Genomic DNA, 21648 nt, shown 5'->3' with positions numbered 1-21648 from the left:
TGTTTAGGCAGATAAAAATTTATTTAATGGAACGTAAGTTTTAATGTAGTAAGGCAGTTTGCTTTTCATTTCATCATCCACACGGTTAAAATCTTCTACATTAAAACTTGGGTTGTGATAGAGTTCTGTAAAATCTTGTTGGTCAATTATGTTTCTTACACTTTGGTCGGTGATGTAAGCATAAAAGAAATAGCGTAAGCCTTGCAAATCTTCAATGTTGGAAACATTGTTGGTGCTGATGAATTTTTCAAATTCATCACTCAACAAATCGTCTTTGCCTTTTATTTGGTTGCCAAAATAAATGAGTTCCAATAATTCACGCCAACCAATTTTGCGGTCAATTTTTAATGACTTGCGAAGTTTTTCTAAGTCAAAATATTCTTCGGGTTTGTTGTCGTATTTCTCTTTGGCTCTTGCTGTGGCTACTTCCACATCACCAGCTTCCATCAATTGTTTTATTTCATCATCGGTTTTTACCTTTTCTTCAAACTGCTGAAAAAACATTCGGTCAACTTTCATTCCTGAGAAGTCAACTTGTTGCTCGTGCAAAGAGTGAATTCTATCATTTTCTTTGTACTCGTAACCTTCTCGTTTTGGTTTGATGGTATTGTCGTCCACCGTTGGCATATCATCCTCCTTGTCGAAGTTTACAGGCAGTTTTAAAACTTGGTCGTATTGATATTTTTCTTCAAAGTATTCGCAAGTAGCAAAGAAGTCAAAGAGTTTAAAGGCTGATTTGTCAATGGAAATTGATTCTTCTTCTCCAAGGTCGTTTTTGAATTTGTGTTCAAACTTGTGAATACGGGTTCCTCGTCCTTTTATCTGAATAAATTCTGTTGGCGAAAAAATGGGTCTCATTAAACCAAGGTTCAAAATATTGGGGCAATCCCAACCTGTGGTCATCATTCCAACGGTTACACAAACTCTTGCTTTGCTTGTTTTGTATGATTCTAAAATTTCATTGTCTTTCGCAAAATGGCTAAAGCCCAATAATTTGTCGTTGCTAAAATCAACAGTCATTTGCTGACTGTTCTGCACATTGGAAGTTACCTGAACAGCAAAGTCGCTTTGATACTTGCCAGGGAAAAACTGGTGTGCATATTCATTGAGAAGTTGAGCCAATTTTGCAGCGTGATTTTGCGAAACAGCAAAAACCAAACTCTTTCCAAACTCTCTGTTAATCGGGTCTTTCAGTCCATTTTCAATAAATGTTTTGCAAAACACACGGTTGGTTTCTTCACTGAAAAACTTCCGTTCAAAATGATTTTGCTTGTAATTTACTTCTTCTAAAATGTCTTCTTTTTCGCTACTGGCTACCGTTACCATAATGCCGTAACCTTGTTCCGATAAAAGTTTGGTGGTAACGTCTGTTCTTGCGTCAACTACAATCGGTTGTCGCAAATAGCCATCTTTTGCACCGTCCACAAGCGTATAACGATACGTTGGAATGCCACTCTCACAACCGAAGGTTGTGTAAGTGTCCAGCAACATTCTTCGTTCCAATTCTCTTGGGTCGTCAATGTCGTCTGCGTCTAAATGTTTTAAATAGTCTTTTGGTGTGGCGGTTAAACCCAATTTGTAACCCAAGAAATATTCAAACAAGGCTCTGCTGTTTCCGCCACCTAACAGTCGGTGCGATTCATCAGAAATAATTAAATCAAAGTCTGTCGGTGAAAAAAGTGTTTTGTATTTGTTGTTTACCATCAATGATTGAATGGTGGTTACAACAATGTCGGCTTTTCGCCAATCGTTTTTCTTCTCTTTGTAAACAACCGTTGTAATGTCGTTTTTCAAATAGTTGGTAAAATCTTTTCTTGCTTGTTCTTCCAGTTCCAAGCGGTCAACCAAAAACAAAATGCGTCTTGCATTTCCAGTTCTGTAAAAGAGTTTGATTAATGCAGCAGCAGTCAAAGTCTTTCCTGTGCCTGTTGCCATTTCCAACAAGAAACGCTTTTTGCCTTCGCTTACTGATTGTTGAACGGCTTTGATTGCCTCCACTTGATAATAGCGAAGAAAACGAAGTTTTAAATTGAAGATTAAATCTTTCTTTTTTTGTTCGTCTTGAAATTCGGGTATTTGTTTGTAGTTCGGAAGTTGAGTTAAAACAACATAGTCGTCATTTACTTGTTCGCTAACTAATTTGCTTGGTTCGGGATTAAAATGATAATACTGTTTAATCGATTCCAATGTCGGAAACACTTGAATTTGTTCAGGGTTTCCAGTTTCGATATTCCATAAATAGTGTAGCGTTCCGTTTGAAAGAATAATGAACTTAACCTTTTGTGATTTAGCGTAATTCCTTGCTTGTTCCTTTCCAACAAGTGGATTCAAACTTTCTTTCTTCGCCTCTAAAACAAGAATTGGGTTTTGGTTTTCGTCAACCAGTAAAAAATCAATGAAACCGCTTTTAGCATTTTCAAAATCTTCGCCTAAATCGTCCATTTTGATGGAAGATTCAAGTTTAATAGTCGCTTTACCTTTGTCCGTGTCAAAGAAGCTCCACCCTGATTCCTCAAGGAGTTTATTAATTTTTATTCTTGCTTTAGCTTCTTTTTCTGCCATCTAATTCAGTTCAGTTTTTTGTCGGTCAAGATACGATTTTTCGCCTTTAAAACGGTCATTGTCGTGATGTGGCGGGTGGGAGAATTGGCTCTTTTGCAAGCTTGGGTTTGTGTGTCGGCTTGTGCGGCTTGCAAATGTGCCAATTGTGCAGTGGCAGAATTTCAATTTTTTTTGTGCGGTGGGGAAAAAATAAAAAACATAGCGTTGGTCAGCGTGTCGGTTTAGATGCTGTCCAGTTGCAATATGGTCTGTATGTTTTTGGTCACCTGTCAAAATGGTTTGTCTTTGCTTTAATGTTTAAATTTCAGGTCGGTCGGTCTTCTTGTAAACGGTCGTCCTACCATTGGCTATAACGGTTTGCAGCTACAAGAAGTTGGCGATTTTAATCACAAAACTTCATACGAACAACTGCACTTAAATATACGAAAAATTGTCATACGAAGCACTGAACCGCCAATTTCTTGTAGGTGCTGTTATCTGCTGGCGTTTTTGTCGATAGAAATGTTCTATTTATTCTGTCTTTAAGTGAAACTACTTTATGAGTATAAAGTTGCTTGTGGATTTTGCATTAATCCAATGCTTGATGTTAGGTTCAATGTTTACATAGTCACCTGTTGTCAATGTCAGTTTAATACCATTTTCGTTCTCAAAAATAGCTTCGCCTGTCATACAAAGCAATAAAGCTGGCACTTTTGTAATATGTTCTTTTAATTGCTCGTCTTCCAATATTTGAATTGAGGTAACATTGCTTTCTGTTGTTTTAAATAAAGAAGCTGTTGAAATTGCTTTTGTGTCTTTATGCAAATCCTTTATGTTCATTTGATTGTCTTTTTATTAATAGTGAAATATGCAAATAGAGTAAATCCCAAAGTCAAAGCAATTCTGAATACCATTGCCCCAACAGTTTTATTTTCGTGAATACCACCTGATTGGATATAGAAAAGAAAACCAACAAATGCAAAAGATAAAATTATCGTTGAAAGTCCTAATGCTTTATATGTCCAATTTTTTGAAGTAAGAAGTCCATAAGCTGAAATAAGATAAAGGAAACTACTTATGAAATTAGACCATACAACGAATAAAACATAGTTTCCTTCTTTTGCTCTAACGTCAAACAAATCAAAAATTACAGAAGTGCTTAAAAATATTGTCAACAAACCAAAGCCTGTCAGTACAGCAACTACCAAATAAAGTATTACCTTTTTCATAATTGAGTTAATGGCTTCATTTTAAGAAATGCAATTCCAAGCCAAACCACGGAAACTGTCATTGCAATTGCACCTATTAAAACTAAAACAGGCGGTAAGCCAAAATAAACTTCGGATAAAATTCCAAGTGGCATTAATAAACCCGTCAGTGCTAACCAAGAAATGGCTTTGACATTTTTAAGTTTGTCGCTAAAACGAAGCAATAAATAACCAATGAGTATATTTAGAAATGCAAAAAGGTTTCCGTGAACGTGGGCAAGTCTGGTTTCAAAATGTTTTCCAATACTATAAGAATTTGCCCATTCAACTTTCCCTGGTGCAAAGTCACGAAGATAAATTAACAGAAAACCAAAAGCCATAAAAAAGCCCATTGTCAAAAATCCTATTGCGATGTTGTTTTTGCCGTTCATGATGTTTTAAATTTTATTGAAGCAAAGTTAGCTATAATGTCACCATGAACTGTTACACAATTACAGAAATAAGTTGTATAAATCCCACGTTCTTTTTCAGAAGTCTTTCTGTTGGTCGGGGCAGTCGCTACGCTTGCAGGTAACGTTTTTTGCCTATGAGCTTAAAGGGAATTCATAGATCATCTGCTTGGTAAAAGTACAACAGATTATTAAAGAACCAAATGATCGAATTGCTACTCAGCCCTTTTTGCTCATAGGCAATGTTAGCGGATGTGCTAATCTCAAATTTGTTGCTCAACAAAATACATATCCACTTCACCCTTACCTTTAGTCATAATTTTTCCTCTATGCGTGCAGATAAATTTTTGCTCAATCAATTCATAGGTATTCCTTGAGATATTCACTTTCCCTGCTCCGCCATGACTTTCCATTCTGTTAGCAAGATTTACTGTATCGCCCCAAATGTCGTATGCAAACTTTCTCACACCTATGATTCCTGCTACAACCGGACCTGAGTTGATACCAATTCGAATCTCAAATGGAACTTCTCCTTTTGCCACCTTTTCTTTGTTATGATTGGTCATAAAATCTCTAATCTCTAAAGCCGCTTTTACTACATCTTCTGCATGTGAATGATTGGCAACCGGTAATCCCCCCGCACACATATACGCATCACCAATAGTTTTTATTTTTTCTACGCCATACTTCTGTATTATACTGTCGAATGCTGAAAAACAAGTATCAATTTCCTTGACTAATTCTTCAGGGCTCATTTCCTCACTGATTTTGGTGAAGTCTTTAAAATCAGTGAACATGACCGTTGCTTCATCAAAATTCTTTGCTTTGGAAGTGCCGGTATCTTTCAACTCTTCTGCTACTTCGTAAGGAAGAATATTCAATAAGAGTTCATCGCTTTTTTGTTTGCCTTTTTTGATTTTGTTCCTTTGGCGAAAAAATATGCCTGCAAAAAGTGCCATTACAGCAAAGCCTCCTATAAAACCATTACGCAACAAGCGTTGTTTGTTTTTTTCGTTGTAGTATATCAAATCCTTTTTAGCCTGTAAGGCTATGAGCGAATCCTGCTTTTTATCAAAATCATAATTCATTTGCAGAGCCACCGTTTTCTTTGTGTATTCATTATTTACCAAACTATCACGGTAAATAATAAATTGTTTGTGGTGCTCATAAGCTTGTTTAAAATTGCTCTTTGAGCTGTCTAATGTTGCTAATCTTAAGTAACCATCTTTAATTCCTTCCAAAGCACCAATTTCCTTTGAAAGCAATATTCCTTTATCCAAATATTCAGAAGCAGCATTATATTTTTTTAGTTTCGTATAAACATTTCCGATATTGAGGTATGCTAGGGAAATACTTTGTTCAGCCCCAATTTCTTTGGCCATTTTTAAAGAAGCAAAATAATTCTTCAATGCTTCGGGATAATTGCTTTGATCTTCATAAATATTTCCAAAATTTTTGTAAGAAAGAGCTATTCCTTCTTTCTCTCCGATTTCTTCATTGATTTTTAAAGAAGCAAAAAGATTTTTCAATGCTTCGGCATAATTGCTTTGTTTACCGTAAATCAATCCAACGTTATTGTAAGAGTCAGCCAGATCCAATTTATTCCCGATTTCTACATAAATTTTTATAGCAGCAAAATGATTCTTCAATGCTTCGGGATAATTGCCTTGTTTAATATAAATATTCCCGATGTTACTAAGATTAATGGCTTGCCATTTTTTATTTCCTAATTCCTCATTCATTTTTAAAGCAGAAAAATAATTCTTCAATGCTTCGGGATAATTGCCTAGGGAGTAGTAAATCAATCCGATGTTATTGATTGAACCTGCAATGCCTTTTTTATCTCTAATTTCCTCTCTTACCTTTAATGACTTTTTATTAAATTCCAAAGCGGGTAAATAATTTCCTTTTACATCATGTGTACATCCTATAACGCTATATGCATTGCCTATTCCTCTTTTAAAATCAATGTGCTCAGATAAAGTAAGACACTGATTTGCAAGTTCCGTTGCCCTATCAGGATTAATTCCAATATAGGTTGTAGATAGAGAATATAAAATATTTGCCTTGATAGTATCTTCCTTTGCTGTTTTTAAAAGGGTTGATAAGGAGTCGATGAGGTGTTGGTCTTGAGCGAAGCAATTAACCCCCAAAAGAGCAATAATTAAGAGAGTTATTAGTTTTTTCATATTATGATGCTATTTAAATTGGCTTTGGTTTAGTCGTGGGGGCATTTCCGCTAACGGTTTGCAGCTACAAGAAGTTGGCGATTTTTACCACAAACCTTCATACGAACAACTGCACTTAAATATACGAAAAATTGTCATACGAAGCACTGAACTGCCACTTTTGCCAAACCGCTGTTAGTGGCTGGGCTTCTTGGGTTTCTTGCTTGATTTTGCTTTGCTATTAAAGTCAAGGGCAAGGTTAATCCAATAGTCAAAGTCGGCTTTTGATTTCATTCCGTTTTCGTCTATCATAATATAACCTTTCATTGGTCGTTTGGTAAAGTCCATTGTTCGGCAACCAATTTTTTCAATTACTGTTTCGTGTAATGTTGGGTCAATTCGGCACATCAATTCGTCTTTGATAATGCCTACACACATTTTGTTATTATACATAAATGTCAAGCCACCCATCATTTCTTTTTCTTCAACGTTGGGTAGCTCGACAAATTTTTCTCTTACTCGATTTGCTAAATGTTCATCGTAAGCCATTTTATTTTTCAGCGTAGTTTTTTAGTCCTGTCAGAAATTTATTAATACCTGAATTGAACTGTTTGCCTATCATCATTTTGTCCATAAGCACTCCAAGAATACCAAACTTTACAGTATATTCCATTACTTGTTGTACTTTGGTTTGGTTGCCAATTTTTTGAAAACTGTAAGTGTGTTTCAACGCCTTGATTGGAAATGAACAGTCAGTTAATTGATAAGCTAACTCTTCATTAGTTTTGAAAATTGTTATTTTCTCATCAAACCAATTTTTGCCGTCTTGCATAAGCACTTTTCTTTTTGCTTCAAGCCCTGTTTTGTTTTCAGAAATTAACGTTGCTTTTTTAACGGTTGGGTCGGTTTTGTCCAAAAGTTCTAAATCTGTGAGTATGCTCCAAATTTTGTCGATGGAAGCGTTTATTGTTATATCATTTACTAATTTACCCATTGTTTATTTTCTTGAGTGTAACGCAACCTTATTGCCTTCAGTGTCGGTAAAATGAGCCATAAAACCATTTGCACCAATAGCCGTTTTTGGCATTACAATTTTTCCACCTGCCTTTTCTATTTTAGAAAGAGGTGTGGATAAATCATCTCCACCATTAAGATAAATCAATGCACCTTTTGAAGCAGGTTCATAGCCTTCGGCTTTTGTGATACAACCGCCTATACCGCCACCTTGCATATCAAAAGGAAAGAAAGCTGATTTCATTCCTCCCATTTCCATTGGCTGCATTTCAGCATCCATAATTGTCTCGTAAAATTTTTTTGCTCTTGCGAAATCTGATACTGGGATTTCGAACCAATTAATTGAATTTGTCATTTTTATTTTTTTTTAAATTGTGAACTGCAAATATACAAAACTACTTTAAATTTGCAAGTGGTTTTATTTTTTTATATTTTTGCGCTATGAAAGCGATTAAAAGAAAGTCGGACTGTCCGATAAATTTTGCATTAGAAATATTTGGCGATAAATGGACATTCTTAATTGTTAGAGATTTAATGTTTAAAGGCAAGCACTTTTATGGTGAATTCCTGTTGTCGGAAGAAGGCATTGCAACAAATATTCTTTCTGATAGATTGTCTTTACTTGAAAGTAACGGAATAATTAGCAAGTCAAGCGACCCAAGTCATAAGCAAAAGATAATATATCGTCTTACTCGAAAAGGAATTGATTTAGTTCCTTTATTAGTCGAATTCATTATGTGGTCTGCCAAATATGATAAAGATTCGGCTGTCGATATGAAGTTTGTCAAAAGTGTCAAACGAGATAAGGTCGGTATGATTTCTCAAATTACCAGTAGTCTTGTCGATGAGTTGGGTGTCTCCTAGCCTTGCCACTAACGTTTTGCCGCTTGGCGAAGTGGCGGATTTAGAAGCACTTACTTTCATATTAGCACTAATGTTCATTTGAAAACCAAATGTTCAATTTAGCACTGAACCCGCTTTTTCGCAAATACCTTGTTGTGTGCAGTGCTTTTCTATTCATATTTTTCTGTTGGTTCAAATAATGTCAATTGTTGTTTTTCGGGCAACGCTTCTAAATAATTTGATATAAATAGTTCTTTTCCTTTTTGGTCTGCACCTGCTGTTACATTTCGCATTCCGTACATAAGTTCCCAAGGCATAATGTTTGCAAATGAAAACAAATTTCTAATGTATTCGCTGTCGTCATAAGTTATGAGCCATTTATGTTTGCAATTTTTCATATTTTCGGCAAACTTAACGTGGTCAAATGATTTGTGCATATTCCCATTTTTACCATATAATGCAGATTTTGTCGCTGAATAATAAGGTGGGTCAAGAAAAATAAAAACATTTTCGCCTTCTTTATTTACTAATTCTTCGTAGTCAAGGTTTGTGATAGTTGAACCATTAATGACTTTTGCAAATTGATTTAAACGTTGTATACTACTTTCTGTAAAGCGACCTGTAAAAGCGTGTTCGCTAAATCCACCACTTAAACTTGTCCCTGAAAAAGTAATCCGATTGTAAATAAAAAAGGCCGCACCACGTTCTAAATCATTAAAATTTGCTAAATTTTCATTTAAAAATTTATGCAATTCTTTTCCTACTGGAAATTGATTACGCCATTCATAAATTTTATCAATAAGTGTATCTACATCTTTTTGGGTCATTTCCCAAAACTTATAGAGTTCAAAATAAAGGTCGTTAATCCAAAATGTTTTATTTGGAAATCGTTGTTTTGCATATATAAAAATAGAACCACCACCTAAAAATGGTTCTCTAAATTCGTCAAATTCAGGAATAATGGTAGAAATTAAATCTACTGACCTGCTTTTTCCTCCTGGGTATCTTAATGGACTTTTTATCATTTTGAATGTTGTATTTGAATGATAAAATTATTTTGTTTTGCTTCTGAAAATATTGTTTCTACAAGTTTTATTTGAAGGTCAGAAAACGAGTTTTCGGAAAAGAATTGAGTAATATCCTTTTTTGTACTTGTAGAAGCAATTACGCCTTTTAATTTAGAAGAAGTTAAATTCAAAATGGCTTCGCTCTTTATTTTCTTTCCATTTGCAGTAACTTCTGAAAGATTACAGTATAAAATCATTTTCAATAACCCGTCTTTAATGTCGCCCTTACTTGGTAATATAGCGTTTTTACTATGTTTGCCTTCAATTAAACTGACTTTGGTTGGTGTAATTTTTATTTCATCAACAGTTAAAAAGTATTGACCGCCTAAATAATTGGTTATGGTAACTTTTGCTTTTGAAAGTGTAGATAAACTTTCTTTTGGTTGAAGAGTAACAAATTCTCTTGATTGTGCTTTTTGTGCTTTGTCTCTTGAAAATGCCATAAAAAGTGAAACATCTTTGCCTATTTTCTCCTTAAAGTTGTCTAAACCACTTGTATTGTGCAGTTTAACTTTTGTGGTTTGTTCAATATTGGCATAAGAGGTTTTGACTTTATCAATAATTTTGTGCAAATTAGTATTCAACTCATTCAAATTCCAATGTAGAGCAGAACTATGATACTGTTCAATTTCTTTTATTTTAGAAAGTACATATTTATTGTCAAACTGTTGGTTAGTTATCTTTTTGTCTGCTTTATCCGCCTTGTCATAATATGCAAAAATTACAAAAACGTCTAACAAAGACATTAATGAAACTGTATCCCATTGTATAAAATCCCTGTCGCCTACTGCACCTTCATCTTTAACAATTGGAATTACAGTAATTTTCTTAGAAATATTTAAGGTGTTAAATACTCGTTCAAAAGGATAGGAACGAGTTCTTTTGGGTGAAACCCATTTTGAAATAGCAAATGTGTTTTTATTACTTGTCAGCAAGCAAGACGAAGGCATTTCATTTATGTCAAAACCTTTTATTTTCATATCTTTCAAATTCTCTGTGAAAAGAACTTGATATTTTATGCCTGTTATTTTGCCAATTATGTCCATTTATTATGATTATTAAATTCTAGTCAAAGATACAAATTTATGCGTAGGTTGTTTGTAGTACGGTGTCTTTTAGCATTGCACACAACTCTGTTATATAAAGAGTTTTACATCACAAAACCCTCCAAAACCTGCCATTTTTAGACGGCTTTCCCCGGTTTTATGTTTTTGAAACACTGCTTTATTTTCATAGTTTTAATTTCATTTTTTCAATTGGACTTACAACTCTACCAAGTCCTTCAGTACTAACATGAGTATAAATTTGAGTTGTTTTTGGACTTTTATGGACTAACAATTCTTGAATGTATCTCAAATTAGTTCCGCCTTCTAATAAATGCGTTGCATAACTTTGTCTTAATGTATGCAAGCTAACACTTTTATTTATTTTTGCCAACTTTTTGCTTTATGAAACACCTCCTCCAAACTACTTTCAGTATATTTTCCTCCTTTTTGTCCTTCAAACAAGTATTCCTTTGGTTTATGCTCCAAATAATACATTCGCAATAGCTCTAGAACAGTTTCCGACATGAGAACAATTCTATCATTTTTTCCTTTAGCCATAAATAGGTAATATCGGACACCCATATTTGGTTAGGGTCTACTGGAACAATGTCTTTTATCAAATATGGATAACGATTGAAATGGTGATAACTACATGTGGTTTTAACTCTGTATCTTTTGGTTTTAATAAGTAAATGGTTTTCTCTGAGCAAGTCAAAAAACTTATCTCTACCTAATTTTATATGATGAGTTTCCATTTCATGTTTCAAACTTTAGTGCAGATTTCTACCGCTTCCACGTTTCCATAATGTTCTTTTTTTTTCGATAAGCCCAAGCATTATTTCATTAGTAATTGACTTAAGTTCAACTGATTTAAGTTGTTTGTAGTATGCTTGTTTTGTTTTACCAAAGGTGGCACACATATCAATTACTTTTTCTTTTGGTCTTTGCTCTTTAATTGATGCAATGCTTGGGCTCTAAACTTTTTCGTGATTTCAATATCAAACTTTTCTTCTGTAATTTCAATGTTGCGTTGCCAGAGGTCAGCTCGCAGTTCTGCCACACGTAAAAGCACCCGAAGCTCTTTATTTTCTTCTTCAAGTTTTTTGTCTGTAAAATTCTTTTTCATTTCGGTAAAATTAGCAATTTGTTTGGGTAGAGCTAAGTCTCTTCCACTCAGACCCTGGCTTTGTCTGATCCAATAAAGTATAGTTGCTTTGCCTATTATACCATAAAGATTAGATGCCTGAGTTTTATTGAGTTTACCACTCAATACTTCATTTACAATTTTTTGTTTGAACTCTTCTTTATAGAAAAGTTTTTGTGCTTCGGCTCGAAGAGAACTTTGTTTTTTACTCATTTTTTGTCCTGTTTTAAGTTGACTTATCCGCTTATTTAGAGTCAACCTATTTCAGGGCTATACAGTGTGTAGTAAACACCACCTGCTTTTCTTACTTCGGGTTTTAGTTCAGTAACTGCTTTCCCACGGTTATTGATTGTTATGGTTTTTCCTAAAAATTGCTCGTAAGCACTTCCTAAAATTTCAACACTAAAAACATAAAATTCATAGGGCCACTCTAGATAATACAATTGATTAATAATTGTTTTGAGTGTTTTATTATTTATTCCAAGTGTGTTGCTTAATTTGTCTTTTTTAAAATCAAAAAGCCCACTATTATATTTGTTATTTGTTTGTATAAATTCTTGTAGTAGATTTTTGTAATAGTCTCCATTTTTAATGCAGTCTAGTAATCTTCCTTAAGGTTCAATACTACGGTCTTCGCAAATGCATAAAAATATAATTCTATCTAAAGTTTGTTGAACAACAAAATTTAGTTCGTCTTCGTCAAATTACTTATTTTCTCTGCTTATCGTTTCTGCAAGTAAAGTTCTCCAAGTGTCTAATGAAATTAAAAATTCTTTATCTACAGTTGCAGTTCCTTTTTTGTTGACATTACTTCCAATAAATTTGTCAAAACTTCCTTTTAAAACTGCTTCTTTGCTAAATGTACTCCAAAGAAAATCCCATTCGATTTCGTAGTCGTTGAATGTAATATATTTAACTCTTGCAACACTACTTTTGTCTGTTGGGTTTGATTTTTTGGTGCAGTCGTAAACGGCAAATTCTTCAAAATCTGTAATTACACTTATGTTTAATTTTGCACTCCAGCCATATCTACGAACTTGGTAAGCTGGTTGAATATCGTCTTTTTATTAATACACTTGGTTTTTTTTCTTCTACAAAAAATAAGCGTTGTCCTCCACTTAATCTAAATGAATAATCAGGTGCTTTAGTTGCTTTCCCAACTTTTACTTTGTCTTCGTGTATTACTTCTCTATAACTTTCGGTAAATCCCTGTTCGTTATCAATGTCCCAACCTAATGCTTTAAAAAATGGGTCAATAAAATCTCTACGTGTTTGATTTTCATAATAATCTGATTTTTTATATGCAGGATATTGCTCGTTAAATCGAATAACTAATTCTTGTACTTTCTTTAAACCATTTTCTTTATTAGTCATTTATTTTTAATCAAAATTTTATCTGCAAATTTATTTAACATTTAATAAATTAATCTCTGCAAATTTAGTTAACATTTAATAAATTAATCTTAGTATTCAATTTGGCAATACATTTTTACTAACAAATCAAAATTTCAAGTGTTTAGTAATAGCAAAAGTGTTTATTTTGCTTCTTTGCTTTAACAACAAAGATTTTCAACTCCGAAATAATAAGATAATGTCGCTTGCAGATGTGTTTATAAAACGTAGCAATCAAAACATATCCGAGCTCACAGATGATGAATTAATGAGTTTAATTGGTAGTGGCGATAAGTTCGCATTCCAAGTAATTTATGAAAAGTATAAAGCTAGAATATTCCATTTTTGTTTGAGAACTTTAAATGACCGAGAAGCTGCAAAAGATGTATTACAAGAAGTTTTCATAAGAGTTTTCAAGAAAAATGAATCCTATAAAAAAGGGACTAGTTTCCCAGGTTGGTTGCATTCTATTGCTCGTAATTTGTGCTTAAATGTTATTAGAGATAGAAAAATTACTGTAGAATTTGATGAATTTAATTTTGGCTATAATGCATTAGATACATCAGAACAAGATGTGCTTTTGAGTGAAATATTAAACAAAGAAATACAAAGGTTACCAGATATATATAGGGAAGCAATTATTTTATTTGAATACGAAGGTTATTCATATCCACAAATTTGTGAGTTAATTAATGTTCCTTTATCAACTGTTAGATTCCGAATTTTTAAAGCTCGAGAAATTTTAAGAGGAAAACTTGCATCATTATTCAAATTTCCAGAAGAGTAAAATTTCTAAATTTATTTAATTAGAATTATAATTTAAATCTAGATTCAAATATAAGATTGAAATTTAAAGAATCTTAGACTTCAGATTTAATAAACCAATAACATGACTACTAACGAAATTCAACAGTTACTTGAGGGTGGTTTGTCTGATGTAAGAGCAACAGAGCTTTTACATATTCTTAGCGTAAGCCCAGAAAAACGTGAGATTTTTTTACAACATATCAAACTAAATTCAGTATTAGAATCTGATAGATTTGCAAGCGTTCTAACTTCGAATGAGGCTGATTCTATTTGGAGTAACATTAGCAATTCAATCACTCCTAATATTCCTTTATCTGCTAATAAATTCTTGTTTAACAAATTTATTACCAAATGGGCTTTAAGAAGTAGTGCTCTTATTTGTGCGGGTGTTATTGGTTACATCTTAGGTTCTAATTTATTATTCAATAGTAATTCTACAAATAAATTTTCTAACAAAGGCATCCAATCTTTAGCAGTTTTAAATGAAGGATCAATTAATAATTTGGATTTCAAAACTCAATTGTCAAAAAGTTCTTCATCGTTAAATAAAACTGACGATAAATTATTAATTGAACCATCAACAAAATCAAATACTAATTTAATTTCTTTAAATAAAAGTTCAAATCCAAAAGTAATTTATAGAGATAAAATTATTGAGAAAAAAGTTCCTAGTAGTGTTAAAAGTGAAAATGATAAATTTTCTAAAGATAATGGTTTTAAAAACAGATTAACAGCTTTACAATTTTCGAATGATTCTTTAAATTTAGCACTAATCAAATCAAAAGTTTCGACTAGTAAACCAAATGAAGAAGTTAAATTAAGTGAGAATTTGAAAATTGAAAATTCAGATTTAGGTAAAACCCAATTCAAAAAGGATGAAAATTTATCTAATCCTTTGATTGAAAATAATGTTAAAAATCCATTTACAAATAATGGTATTGAATTTAGCTTTAATGAAAGAATTGGATTTATTACTCCAGAACCAATAGGCATTTTTAACCCAGATTTAGAATTTTCTAATAGAAGTTTAGGAATAAGTTATAGATTTTTAGATGGAAGAGTTGGAGTTGGTGGTAGGGCTGCTTATGGTACAATATCAACAATTTCATTATCAACAAGAAATCAAACAGAGACTGGATATCCAATTCTAGATCCAAAAATGATCGCAGAAAAGAAAGTTTGGTTTGAAATTTTTGGTAACTATAGGTTACCAATTTCAAAGATATTAGCTGCTGAGATTGAAGGTTCTTATGGTGGTACTAGTACAAGTAAAAAATCTGGTGCAGATTTAGTTATTCTTTTGATGTTATCTAATAATATTGGTCTTCAATTTGGTGGTGGCTTATCTCAATATAGTTATGATTTAACTGCTGAAAGAGAATCATTTAAAAAAGTAAATAAGAATATTGGTACTAGTTCACAAGCACTAGATAAATTTCAAGGTACTATGATTGAAGGTAGATATGGGCTGTATGTTAGATTCTAATTCTCTAGTAATCAGAAGGTTTTGATGCTAAATCATAATCATTAATTTTAAAAAATTTAGTAATTATTTATGAAAAGTATATTGTTTGTTTTGTTAAGTTTTCTATTTGTTAATTCATGTGGAATTACTTCCCCGAGTGAAGAACAATGGCAAGATGTTAGTTCATTTTCTTGGCCAACTAAAGTTGGGACCTTAATGAGGTATCGAACAGAAGCAGATGTAAATGGATCTAAGGGAGTTTCTAATGAAGATTTTTCTATCCAAATTTCTAATAAAGATTCTTATAAAGGTAGATATTTTTTTCAGATGAAAGAGAAAGGTGGTTCATCTGGTAATAATTTTGGATTTATACCTTTAAATAAAGATACTTTAATAACTATGAACGTTCCTTATGCAAAATATGCTCTGGTTGGACCTTTGGTTAAAGATAAAACTTGGATTTCTGATTATAAAGATGATATTGAAACTATTCCATTAACCAGAGCAACTGTTATTGAAAAGCTTAGTGAACTTCAATTAGAAGGAGTTAATTATCATGACATAGTTGTTGTGAAGTATGAACTTATTGATATAAATAGTCTTGATGAAGGAGATATTATTTCATCATATATTAGATCTTATGCAAAAGGAGTTGGAGCAATACAAACAATAGAGAACTCTGTTCCACGTAGAAAAAGTCCTGTTAATAACCAAGAATATCTTATTTCAAGTAGTGTATTGTTAGAGACTGTTCCATCACCATAATTAGTTTTAATTTTTTTATATTTAGTTTTCTAGAAATTTAATATTTATATTTTGAGATTATTATTTTTTTATATAACTCTGTTTTTAGTTTTTAATAATGCTTTTTCACAAAGCATTGAGTCATCTTTAGTTCTTCCATCAACAATTGGCACAGATTATTATACAGCATTCTTGCCAAATGATAATGCTTCTGCTTCTAGATTTATGGGTCTTTATTTAACTTCTGAAAAGAACACAGTTTGTACTATTGAAATTCCTAATCAACCATCTAAAACTGTTAAATTAGAAGCTGGTAAAACATCAATTATAAATATTGATTTAACTTTAGAACAAAAGGTTTCTGAAGTTCCAATTTATGGTTCAATTCATATCACATCAAGGATTCCAATTTCTGTATTTACACTTAACTCACGTAATAAATCATCTGCTGGGTTTGCAGTAATTCCAATAAATTTTTGGGGTACTAGTTATTTATCTGTTACTCTTCCAAATGCAGACAATGACAAAGTTTGCCAATTCTTAATTATAGCTTCAGAAGATAGTACACAAGTTACAGTAATTCCAAGTGCAAACACTACAAAGTATTCTGCAAATCAGAAAGTAAACTTCAAATTAAATAAAGGACAAACTTATTTAGTTAGAGCAAGGCAAGGTGAGCTTGGAGTTAGAGATTTAACTTCTTCTGTTATTAAATCGAATAAACCAATTGGTTTGATTTGTGGGCACACTAGAACTCCTATCACTGTTGATGCTAAATACCAAACTGGACTTTTTAGTTCACATCAATCATTTATGATGTTGCCAGACAGTCTATGGGGAAAAGAATATATTGCAATACCATCAAGAAGTGAAGGAGATAGATTTAGAGTAGTTGCTTCCAAAGATAGTACTCGCTTAATAGTTAAAAATTTAAGACCATTTTTACCTGCAGATATTGACACATTTAAAATGGATAGAGGTGATGTTTTAGATTTATCTCAAATAAATTTTTTACGTTTAAATAATACCACTATTTGGAGTTCAAATAATCCAGTTTTTATTTCTCAGCTTCGTGTTTCTGGTGGAGATTTCCCCGTAGCTGATAATGCTCCTAGTATGATTCCTTTAGTTCCTATTTCTTCATACTCTTCTAATACTATTTTTAGCGCTCCAATTGATATCAATTCCGATAATTTTAAAACTCATAAAGTTGTTATAATTGCTAAAGGCGACAAGTTAAAAGCAATTTCTGATTCTTCAAATCCATTAAATAAAATTACCCTTGATGGAGTTAAATTAATTGAAAAATTTTCAAGCATAAATTTTAATCAAATTAATAAATCTGATTGGTATTGGGATACAATAAATATATCTTCTGGATCTCATATAATGGTTTCATCACCAGAATTTCCAATTTGCACAGAATTAATAGGAGGTAATGCTGTTGGGGATTTTTATAGATGGACAAATCCTACATGGATAACTCAAATTGAACCTGATACAAAAGCTCCAGTTTTTTTAGGAGTTATTGAAAATAAAGTAAAGGGCACTTTAAAAGTTAAAATCTCAGATAAATCACAGAGTTATTCGAGTGGAATAAATGAAATTAATCTTTTTAATTCACCTGGTTGGAAAATTGTTGATGATGGAATTTCTGGTAACCTAAATGATGATGCTGAACCTATATTTAAAGCCATATCAGATCCAAGCGGTGAATTATTAATTTCGATATCAGATAATGATGGGAATAGTAATAATGTTAAAATATATGATAACATTTGTTTTAAAACTGCTTTAATTAGGGATACTATTATTAGGATTTCTATAGAACAGAATAAATCTACTTCGATTTTTAAAGAGTTAACAACAAATATTTGTAATGATAGTTCAAAAATTAAATTAATTGATTTAACTTCTGGTGACGCTATTAAACATTTAAAAGTTGAGTTTGTTAACTATAAAGTTCCTTTTATCCTAAATCCAAATTTAAAAGCTGGTATTAAAATAACTGCTTCTCCAGATATATATACATTACCAGGCCTTTATAAAGCTTTGCTTAGAGTTATGGCGGATGATTCTACACTTTTAATACCGATTGAACTTGAAGTTAAAAATATTGGAACAGTTGATTTTGTTTCAACTAATAAAATTGCCTTAATTTCCCCAAATCCATTTCGTAATTATTTAATTATATCAATTAATGATAAAAGTATTTCATCAGTCACAATAATGAACATTCTAGGACAAGAAATTTATTCATTTCCTATTGAAAATTTGATACAAAGAAGTTTAATTTGGGATTGTAAAGACATACATGGTAATTTACAACCAGCTGGCACTTATTTTATTAGATTTAGTAAGGTTAATAAAAAGTATTTATCTAAAATTGTACTTATTGATTAGATTTCAAGCACCAAGTTTTTCTAATTTGTTTAACATTTGTACACCGTGAACTAAAGATGCTCCACCCCTAACAGCTCCTACAACATGAATTGCTTCAGTCATTTGGCTTGGATCTGCACCATTTTCTAGACAACCTTGAGTATATGCATCTATACAATATGGACATTGAATAGTATGTGCTACAGCTAAACCTATCAATTGTTTCTCCCTTTTAGATAATGCTCCTTCTGTACTTGTTGCCATTGCATAATATTCAAAAAACTTATCCATTAACTCTTTATTATGCTTTCCAACTTCAGCAAATCTCCCTAAATCTGATGATTCGTAATAATTTGACATTTTTTTTTATTTATATTAAACTTAACAAAAAATTTCTATTTAAACTTTTATTTTACATTGCTTTCCTTATCTTGCAAAATAGAATTAAGATTGCTTATTAACCCTAAATTTATTTTCTATGAAACCAATTGAGAACTTATCCTCAAAGTTAGGTATTACCAGATCAGATGTTATAATTGCATTTTCATTAAGTGCAATTGGAATAATAGGTTTTGTATTTTCACTTTTTTCAAATGATAATGTAGATGTTCAAACTAAAGATATGCTCAAACTTGCAATTCGATACGATTCAATTATAAACGCTAATACCGATAAAAATATTGAAAATGTTATTAATAAACAATTTCAATCTGATACTATTTTTTCAAATTCTAATGATACTAACTCTTTAAATAACACCAAAACAAATTCTGAATTAACATTATTTATTCCCTCAAGTAATATTGAAAATAGTTCAAATATTAACGACTATAAACACAATGAAAGTTATAAAAAGGATTTACCAAAAGTAAAAATAGATATAAATAATGATCCTATTGATGATTTGATTAAGTTACCTGGTGTTGGGCAATCTATTGCAGAAAAAATTATTGAGTATAGAAAATTAAATAAGTTTTCATCGACAACAGATCTTTTAAATGTTTCCGGTATCGGTGACAAAAAGTATAACAAAATGAAAAATTTTATAAAAGTTAAATGAGAATTATTTCAGGGGAACTGCGTGGAAGATTAATTAATAGTATTAAAGTAGATGGTTTAAGACCAACAACTGATAGAGTAAGAGAAAGTTTATTTAGTATACTTAATTCAAGAATTAATTTTAACAATTTAAAAGTTTTGGATTTGTATTCTGGTACTGGAGCTTTAGGAATTGAATCATTAAGTCGTGGTGCTTTATCTTGCGATTTTATTGAACTTAATAAAATGTGTTCAAACAATATAACTCAGAATATTAATGGTCTAAATTTAATTCAAAGAGCAAAAGTTTACAACATGGATTGTATTGAATTTCTATTGAATTCCAAAACTGATAATTATGAGTTAATTTTTGCAGACCCTCCTTATTTTTCAAGTGCATATTTTAATTTGAATTCTTCAGATTTAATTTCTAGAACTTTAAAATTTTCAGGTATTTTTGTTTTTGAGCATTCAAATTTTATTAAAGATTTGCAATTTACTAATTTAAAATTGCTTCTCACAAGGTCTTTTGGTGAATCAGTTTTAACTTTTTATACTAAATAATAATTTTTTTGAAATAAATTACACATATTTTTCTTTAATTCTAATCCATTTCATTTAAACATTATTTTTAAGTCGTTAAAAAAAATCAATATTGGCTCAGATTTGATTTTATCTGTTATTTTGCAAGGATTTGGAGCTATTATCTCCTTTGCTACTACTGCATTAATTTTTAGGTCATTAACTAAGGATGATGCTGGTTTGTTCTCATTAGTTTCTTCATATTTAATTGTCACTATATCATTTATTGATTTTGGGATAATTGCTACTGTTTATCCTAAGATATCGTTAACAAATGGAACCAATTCACCAATATTTAAAGCTGGTTTTATTTTACGTTGTGTAACTATATTCCTCGGGTTTTTAGGGATAAATTTATACCTTATACTTTACAATAAATCTGATTTACTTTGGTATGTTAATTTATTTTTTGGGGTTGCATTATTTAGTAGTAAAGCAAGTGGCTTAAGACAATTTTTTGAAGCTGTTTTAAGGCTTAAAGGAAGAACTTATCTGGTTTCTGCAATCTCACTAATTGATGGAGTTATTGGAATAGTATCTATTTTAATTCTTAAATTTTACAATACACTGACATTATTTAATATATTTTTAATTTTAGGTTCTTCAAGTATTTTAGGGTTTTTAATTGTTTCATTACCTTTATTTAAATTTTTAATAAATGAAAAGGTATTTAAATACAACATTAAATTTAAATATTATAAATCTATAATTTTAACTACATTACCAATTGCTTTAATGTCTGTAATTGGTCAGTTGTTCTCACAAGTTGAAACTTTTATAATTAGTGGTCATTTATCAAATTCAGATATTGCTGGTTATAACGCAGCATTTAGGCCTTTTCAAGGTATAGTTTTTGTTCCAGTGATGCTCTCAATTGGAATTGCTCCAGTTGTTACCCAATTGTACAAAACACAAAGAAATGATATAAAAATGGAAAGCTTATTAGAATTTGTGTTTAAAGTATTTTTGTTAATTTCTCTTACAATTTATGTTATTATTAATATATTTTCTGAAAATATTATAACAATTTTTGGATCACAATACTCAAGTGAAACTCATTTATTAAAAATTTACAGTATAACTAGTGGGTTAAGCTTTATTATCATATTTTTTGATCAAATGTTACTAGCGATAGGATTTAGAATTAAAGTATTTTATGGTTCATTACTTGGTTTATCTATTGCCATTTGTTTACAATTAGCTTTAATTAATTCATTTGGAGTTGTTGGTATTATGTATGTAAAAATATTTTCAACATTATGTGTAATATTGTTTCAATTATATTCTATGATATTAGAGATGAGAAAAGGCATTTTAAATGGTTTCATAAAATTCTTACCTATTTTATTATTAATTCCATTAAGTTTATATCTATGTGTAGATTTAAATATTGTCCTAAGAATTTCTATTCCTATTATAATTTTAATAATTTCTTTTATGTTTCTTAGAATTTTTAAAATTAAGGAATTTAACTTAATTAGAACTTTAAAATTATAATGGATAATTTTAAATGTGATATAAGTGTTATAATGTTAAGTTTCAATACTTGTAACTTAACAATTAATGCAATTAAATCTGTTTATGAATCAATTATTGATAAAACTATAGTTTTTGAGATTATTGTTGTAGATAATTTTAGTAATGATAATAGTGCAAATTTAGTTGAATCAGAATTTCCTCAAGTAAATGTAATTCGATCAAATGTTAATCTTGGATTTGGTAAAGGAAACAACTATGGAAGCAAATTTGCACAAGGGG

The 21648-nt window shown here is 31.1% G+C and carries 26 protein-coding genes (1 of these 26 only partly in view); 9 read left to right on the top strand and 17 right to left on the bottom strand.

Going from position 1 to position 21648, the window contains the following annotated elements:
• Nucleotides 1-3: 3 nt before the first annotated feature.
• The 8 genes from IPP08_01250 to IPP08_01215 all read right to left on the bottom strand — a co-directional run bounded on the left by IPP08_01250 (nucleotide 4) and on the right by IPP08_01215 (nucleotide 7735).
• On the bottom strand, nucleotides 4-2562 hold the full coding sequence (locus IPP08_01250; GenBank protein ID QQS66829.1) for a DEAD/DEAH box helicase family protein: 2559 nt from the start codon (nucleotides 2560-2562) through the stop codon (nucleotides 4-6).
• A 531-nt stretch (nucleotides 2563-3093) separates the two neighbouring features.
• Nucleotides 3094-3381 (bottom strand): hypothetical protein, encoded by a 288-nt coding sequence (locus IPP08_01245; protein QQS66828.1) that lies wholly within the window; start codon nucleotides 3379-3381, stop codon nucleotides 3094-3096.
• Entirely contained in the window at nucleotides 3378-3770 is a 393-nt protein-coding gene (locus tag IPP08_01240; GenBank protein QQS66827.1) for a hypothetical protein, read from the bottom strand. Before IPP08_01240 ends, IPP08_01245 begins: the two co-directional genes overlap by 4 nt.
• The gene (locus tag IPP08_01235) at nucleotides 3767-4180 is read right to left on the bottom strand and encodes a hypothetical protein (GenBank protein QQS66826.1); all 414 of its coding nucleotides are present in this window, start codon (nucleotides 4178-4180) and stop codon (nucleotides 3767-3769) included. Before IPP08_01235 ends, IPP08_01240 begins: the two co-directional genes overlap by 4 nt.
• Nucleotides 4181-4461: 281 nt before the next feature.
• A complete protein-coding gene (locus tag IPP08_01230; GenBank protein QQS66825.1) occupies nucleotides 4462-6387 on the bottom strand; it encodes a tetratricopeptide repeat protein in 1926 nt (641 codons plus the stop codon).
• Between the two features lie 174 nt (nucleotides 6388-6561).
• The gene (locus IPP08_01225; protein QQS66824.1) at nucleotides 6562-6915 is read right to left on the bottom strand and encodes a TfoX/Sxy family protein; all 354 of its coding nucleotides are present in this window, start codon (nucleotides 6913-6915) and stop codon (nucleotides 6562-6564) included.
• Between the two features lies 1 nt (nucleotide 6916).
• A complete protein-coding gene (locus IPP08_01220; protein QQS66823.1) occupies nucleotides 6917-7360 on the bottom strand; it encodes an SRPBCC family protein in 444 nt (147 codons plus the stop codon).
• Between the two features lie 3 nt (nucleotides 7361-7363).
• A complete protein-coding gene (locus IPP08_01215) occupies nucleotides 7364-7735 on the bottom strand; it encodes a VOC family protein (protein QQS66822.1) in 372 nt (123 codons plus the stop codon).
• A gap of 86 nt (nucleotides 7736-7821) precedes the next feature.
• On the opposite strand from IPP08_01215, the gene IPP08_01210 reads away from it, so the two are divergent.
• Nucleotides 7822-8244 (top strand): helix-turn-helix transcriptional regulator, encoded by a 423-nt coding sequence (locus IPP08_01210; protein ID QQS66821.1) that lies wholly within the window; start codon nucleotides 7822-7824, stop codon nucleotides 8242-8244.
• A gap of 149 nt (nucleotides 8245-8393) precedes the next feature.
• Here the strand turns inward: IPP08_01210 and IPP08_01205 are convergent, their stop codons facing one another.
• The 8 genes from IPP08_01205 to IPP08_01170 all read right to left on the bottom strand — a co-directional run bounded on the left by IPP08_01205 (nucleotide 8394) and on the right by IPP08_01170 (nucleotide 12854).
• Nucleotides 8394-9248: a DNA adenine methylase gene (locus tag IPP08_01205; protein ID QQS66820.1), complete on the bottom strand. Its 855-nt coding sequence runs from the start codon at nucleotides 9246-9248 to the stop codon at nucleotides 8394-8396.
• On the bottom strand, nucleotides 9245-10336 hold the full coding sequence (locus tag IPP08_01200) for a hypothetical protein (GenBank protein QQS66819.1): 1092 nt from the start codon (nucleotides 10334-10336) through the stop codon (nucleotides 9245-9247). The genes IPP08_01205 and IPP08_01200 overlap by 4 nt, the downstream gene beginning before the upstream one ends.
• A gap of 184 nt (nucleotides 10337-10520) precedes the next feature.
• Entirely contained in the window at nucleotides 10521-10727 is a 207-nt protein-coding gene (locus IPP08_01195) for a tyrosine-type recombinase/integrase (GenBank protein QQS66818.1), read from the bottom strand.
• Complete coding sequence (locus IPP08_01190; GenBank protein ID QQS66817.1) at nucleotides 10715-10894, bottom strand: hypothetical protein; 180 nt, start codon at nucleotides 10892-10894, stop codon at nucleotides 10715-10717. The genes IPP08_01195 and IPP08_01190 overlap by 13 nt, the downstream gene beginning before the upstream one ends.
• Before the next feature lie 212 nt (nucleotides 10895-11106).
• The gene (locus tag IPP08_01185) at nucleotides 11107-11256 is read right to left on the bottom strand and encodes a hypothetical protein (protein QQS66816.1); all 150 of its coding nucleotides are present in this window, start codon (nucleotides 11254-11256) and stop codon (nucleotides 11107-11109) included.
• A gap of 5 nt (nucleotides 11257-11261) precedes the next feature.
• The gene (locus IPP08_01180; protein ID QQS66815.1) at nucleotides 11262-11693 is read right to left on the bottom strand and encodes a transposase; all 432 of its coding nucleotides are present in this window, start codon (nucleotides 11691-11693) and stop codon (nucleotides 11262-11264) included.
• A 41-nt stretch (nucleotides 11694-11734) separates the two neighbouring features.
• On the bottom strand, nucleotides 11735-11923 hold the full coding sequence (locus tag IPP08_01175; protein QQS66814.1) for a hypothetical protein: 189 nt from the start codon (nucleotides 11921-11923) through the stop codon (nucleotides 11735-11737).
• Nucleotides 11924-12509: 586 nt separating this feature from the next.
• The gene (locus IPP08_01170; GenBank protein QQS66813.1) at nucleotides 12510-12854 is read right to left on the bottom strand and encodes a hypothetical protein; all 345 of its coding nucleotides are present in this window, start codon (nucleotides 12852-12854) and stop codon (nucleotides 12510-12512) included.
• A gap of 217 nt (nucleotides 12855-13071) precedes the next feature.
• On the opposite strand from IPP08_01170, the gene IPP08_01165 reads away from it, so the two are divergent.
• The 4 genes from IPP08_01165 (at nucleotide 13072) to IPP08_01150 (ending at nucleotide 18291) form a co-directional block, all read left to right on the top strand.
• Nucleotides 13072-13659, top strand: a complete 588-nt coding sequence (locus tag IPP08_01165; protein QQS66812.1) for an RNA polymerase sigma factor — start codon at nucleotides 13072-13074, stop codon at nucleotides 13657-13659.
• 102 nt (nucleotides 13660-13761) lie between these two features.
• Nucleotides 13762-15165: a hypothetical protein gene (locus tag IPP08_01160; GenBank protein QQS66811.1), complete on the top strand. Its 1404-nt coding sequence runs from the start codon at nucleotides 13762-13764 to the stop codon at nucleotides 15163-15165.
• Nucleotides 15166-15234: 69 nt separating this feature from the next.
• Entirely contained in the window at nucleotides 15235-15909 is a 675-nt protein-coding gene (locus tag IPP08_01155; GenBank protein ID QQS66810.1) for a hypothetical protein, read from the top strand.
• Nucleotides 15910-15960: 51 nt separating this feature from the next.
• Nucleotides 15961-18291: a T9SS type A sorting domain-containing protein gene (locus IPP08_01150; GenBank protein QQS66809.1), complete on the top strand. Its 2331-nt coding sequence runs from the start codon at nucleotides 15961-15963 to the stop codon at nucleotides 18289-18291.
• 3 nt (nucleotides 18292-18294) lie between these two features.
• Here the strand turns inward: IPP08_01150 and IPP08_01145 are convergent, their stop codons facing one another.
• Nucleotides 18295-18630 (bottom strand): carboxymuconolactone decarboxylase family protein, encoded by a 336-nt coding sequence (locus IPP08_01145; GenBank protein ID QQS66808.1) that lies wholly within the window; start codon nucleotides 18628-18630, stop codon nucleotides 18295-18297.
• 118 nt (nucleotides 18631-18748) lie between these two features.
• Here IPP08_01145 and IPP08_01140 point away from each other — a divergent pair, with 118 nt between their 5' ends.
• The 4 genes from IPP08_01140 to IPP08_01125 form a co-directional block, all read left to right on the top strand.
• Nucleotides 18749-19330: a helix-hairpin-helix domain-containing protein gene (locus IPP08_01140; GenBank protein ID QQS66807.1), complete on the top strand. Its 582-nt coding sequence runs from the start codon at nucleotides 18749-18751 to the stop codon at nucleotides 19328-19330.
• Nucleotides 19327-19872, top strand: coding sequence for a 16S rRNA (guanine(966)-N(2))-methyltransferase RsmD (gene rsmD / locus IPP08_01135; protein ID QQS66806.1), 546 nt, complete (start codon nucleotides 19327-19329; stop codon nucleotides 19870-19872). The genes IPP08_01140 and rsmD overlap by 4 nt, the downstream gene beginning before the upstream one ends.
• Nucleotides 19873-19974: 102 nt before the next feature.
• Complete coding sequence (locus IPP08_01130; GenBank protein QQS66805.1) at nucleotides 19975-21387, top strand: hypothetical protein; 1413 nt, start codon at nucleotides 19975-19977, stop codon at nucleotides 21385-21387.
• Nucleotides 21387-21648 carry the 5' end (the start) of a glycosyltransferase family 2 protein gene (locus IPP08_01125; GenBank protein QQS66804.1) on the top strand. It continues 662 nt past the right edge of the window, so the window shows 262 of its 924 coding nt (coding positions 1-262); it begins with the start codon at nucleotides 21387-21389; its stop codon lies beyond the right edge, outside the window. Before IPP08_01130 ends, IPP08_01125 begins: the two co-directional genes overlap by 1 nt.

The sequence above is a fragment of the Chlorobiota bacterium genome (assembly GCA_016700335.1).
Lineage (GTDB): Bacteria > Bacteroidota > Ignavibacteria > OLB7 > OLB7.
Note: the sequence above shows the minus strand (reverse complement) of the source record. Positions and strands in the feature narration are given on the sequence as shown.

Coding starts and splice junctions, on each gene's coding strand:
- IPP08_01245 (QQS66828.1), bottom strand. CDS start 3,381: ATGAACATAAAGGATTTGCATAAAGACACAAAAGCAATTTCAACAGCT.
- rsmD (QQS66806.1), top strand. CDS start 19,327: ATGAGAATTATTTCAGGGGAACTGCGTGGAAGATTAATTAATAGTATT.
- IPP08_01230 (QQS66825.1), bottom strand. CDS start 6,387: ATGAAAAAACTAATAACTCTCTTAATTATTGCTCTTTTGGGGGTTAAT.
- IPP08_01180 (QQS66815.1), bottom strand. CDS start 11,693: ATGAGTAAAAAACAAAGTTCTCTTCGAGCCGAAGCACAAAAACTTTTC.
- IPP08_01165 (QQS66812.1), top strand. CDS start 13,072: ATGTCGCTTGCAGATGTGTTTATAAAACGTAGCAATCAAAACATATCC.
- IPP08_01235 (QQS66826.1), bottom strand. CDS start 4,180: ATGAACGGCAAAAACAACATCGCAATAGGATTTTTGACAATGGGCTTT.
- IPP08_01155 (QQS66810.1), top strand. CDS start 15,235: ATGAAAAGTATATTGTTTGTTTTGTTAAGTTTTCTATTTGTTAATTCA.
- IPP08_01250 (QQS66829.1), bottom strand. CDS start 2,562: ATGGCAGAAAAAGAAGCTAAAGCAAGAATAAAAATTAATAAACTCCTT.
- IPP08_01185 (QQS66816.1), bottom strand. CDS start 11,256: ATGTGTGCCACCTTTGGTAAAACAAAACAAGCATACTACAAACAACTT.
- IPP08_01205 (QQS66820.1), bottom strand. CDS start 9,248: ATGATAAAAAGTCCATTAAGATACCCAGGAGGAAAAAGCAGGTCAGTA.
- IPP08_01145 (QQS66808.1), bottom strand. CDS start 18,630: ATGTCAAATTATTACGAATCATCAGATTTAGGGAGATTTGCTGAAGTT.
- IPP08_01160 (QQS66811.1), top strand. CDS start 13,762: ATGACTACTAACGAAATTCAACAGTTACTTGAGGGTGGTTTGTCTGAT.
- IPP08_01200 (QQS66819.1), bottom strand. CDS start 10,336: ATGGACATAATTGGCAAAATAACAGGCATAAAATATCAAGTTCTTTTC.
- IPP08_01215 (QQS66822.1), bottom strand. CDS start 7,735: ATGACAAATTCAATTAATTGGTTCGAAATCCCAGTATCAGATTTCGCA.
- IPP08_01225 (QQS66824.1), bottom strand. CDS start 6,915: ATGGCTTACGATGAACATTTAGCAAATCGAGTAAGAGAAAAATTTGTC.
- IPP08_01220 (QQS66823.1), bottom strand. CDS start 7,360: ATGGGTAAATTAGTAAATGATATAACAATAAACGCTTCCATCGACAAA.
- IPP08_01210 (QQS66821.1), top strand. CDS start 7,822: ATGAAAGCGATTAAAAGAAAGTCGGACTGTCCGATAAATTTTGCATTA.
- IPP08_01190 (QQS66817.1), bottom strand. CDS start 10,894: ATGGCTAAAGGAAAAAATGATAGAATTGTTCTCATGTCGGAAACTGTT.
- IPP08_01240 (QQS66827.1), bottom strand. CDS start 3,770: ATGAAAAAGGTAATACTTTATTTGGTAGTTGCTGTACTGACAGGCTTT.
- IPP08_01140 (QQS66807.1), top strand. CDS start 18,749: ATGAAACCAATTGAGAACTTATCCTCAAAGTTAGGTATTACCAGATCA.
- IPP08_01170 (QQS66813.1), bottom strand. CDS start 12,854: ATGACTAATAAAGAAAATGGTTTAAAGAAAGTACAAGAATTAGTTATT.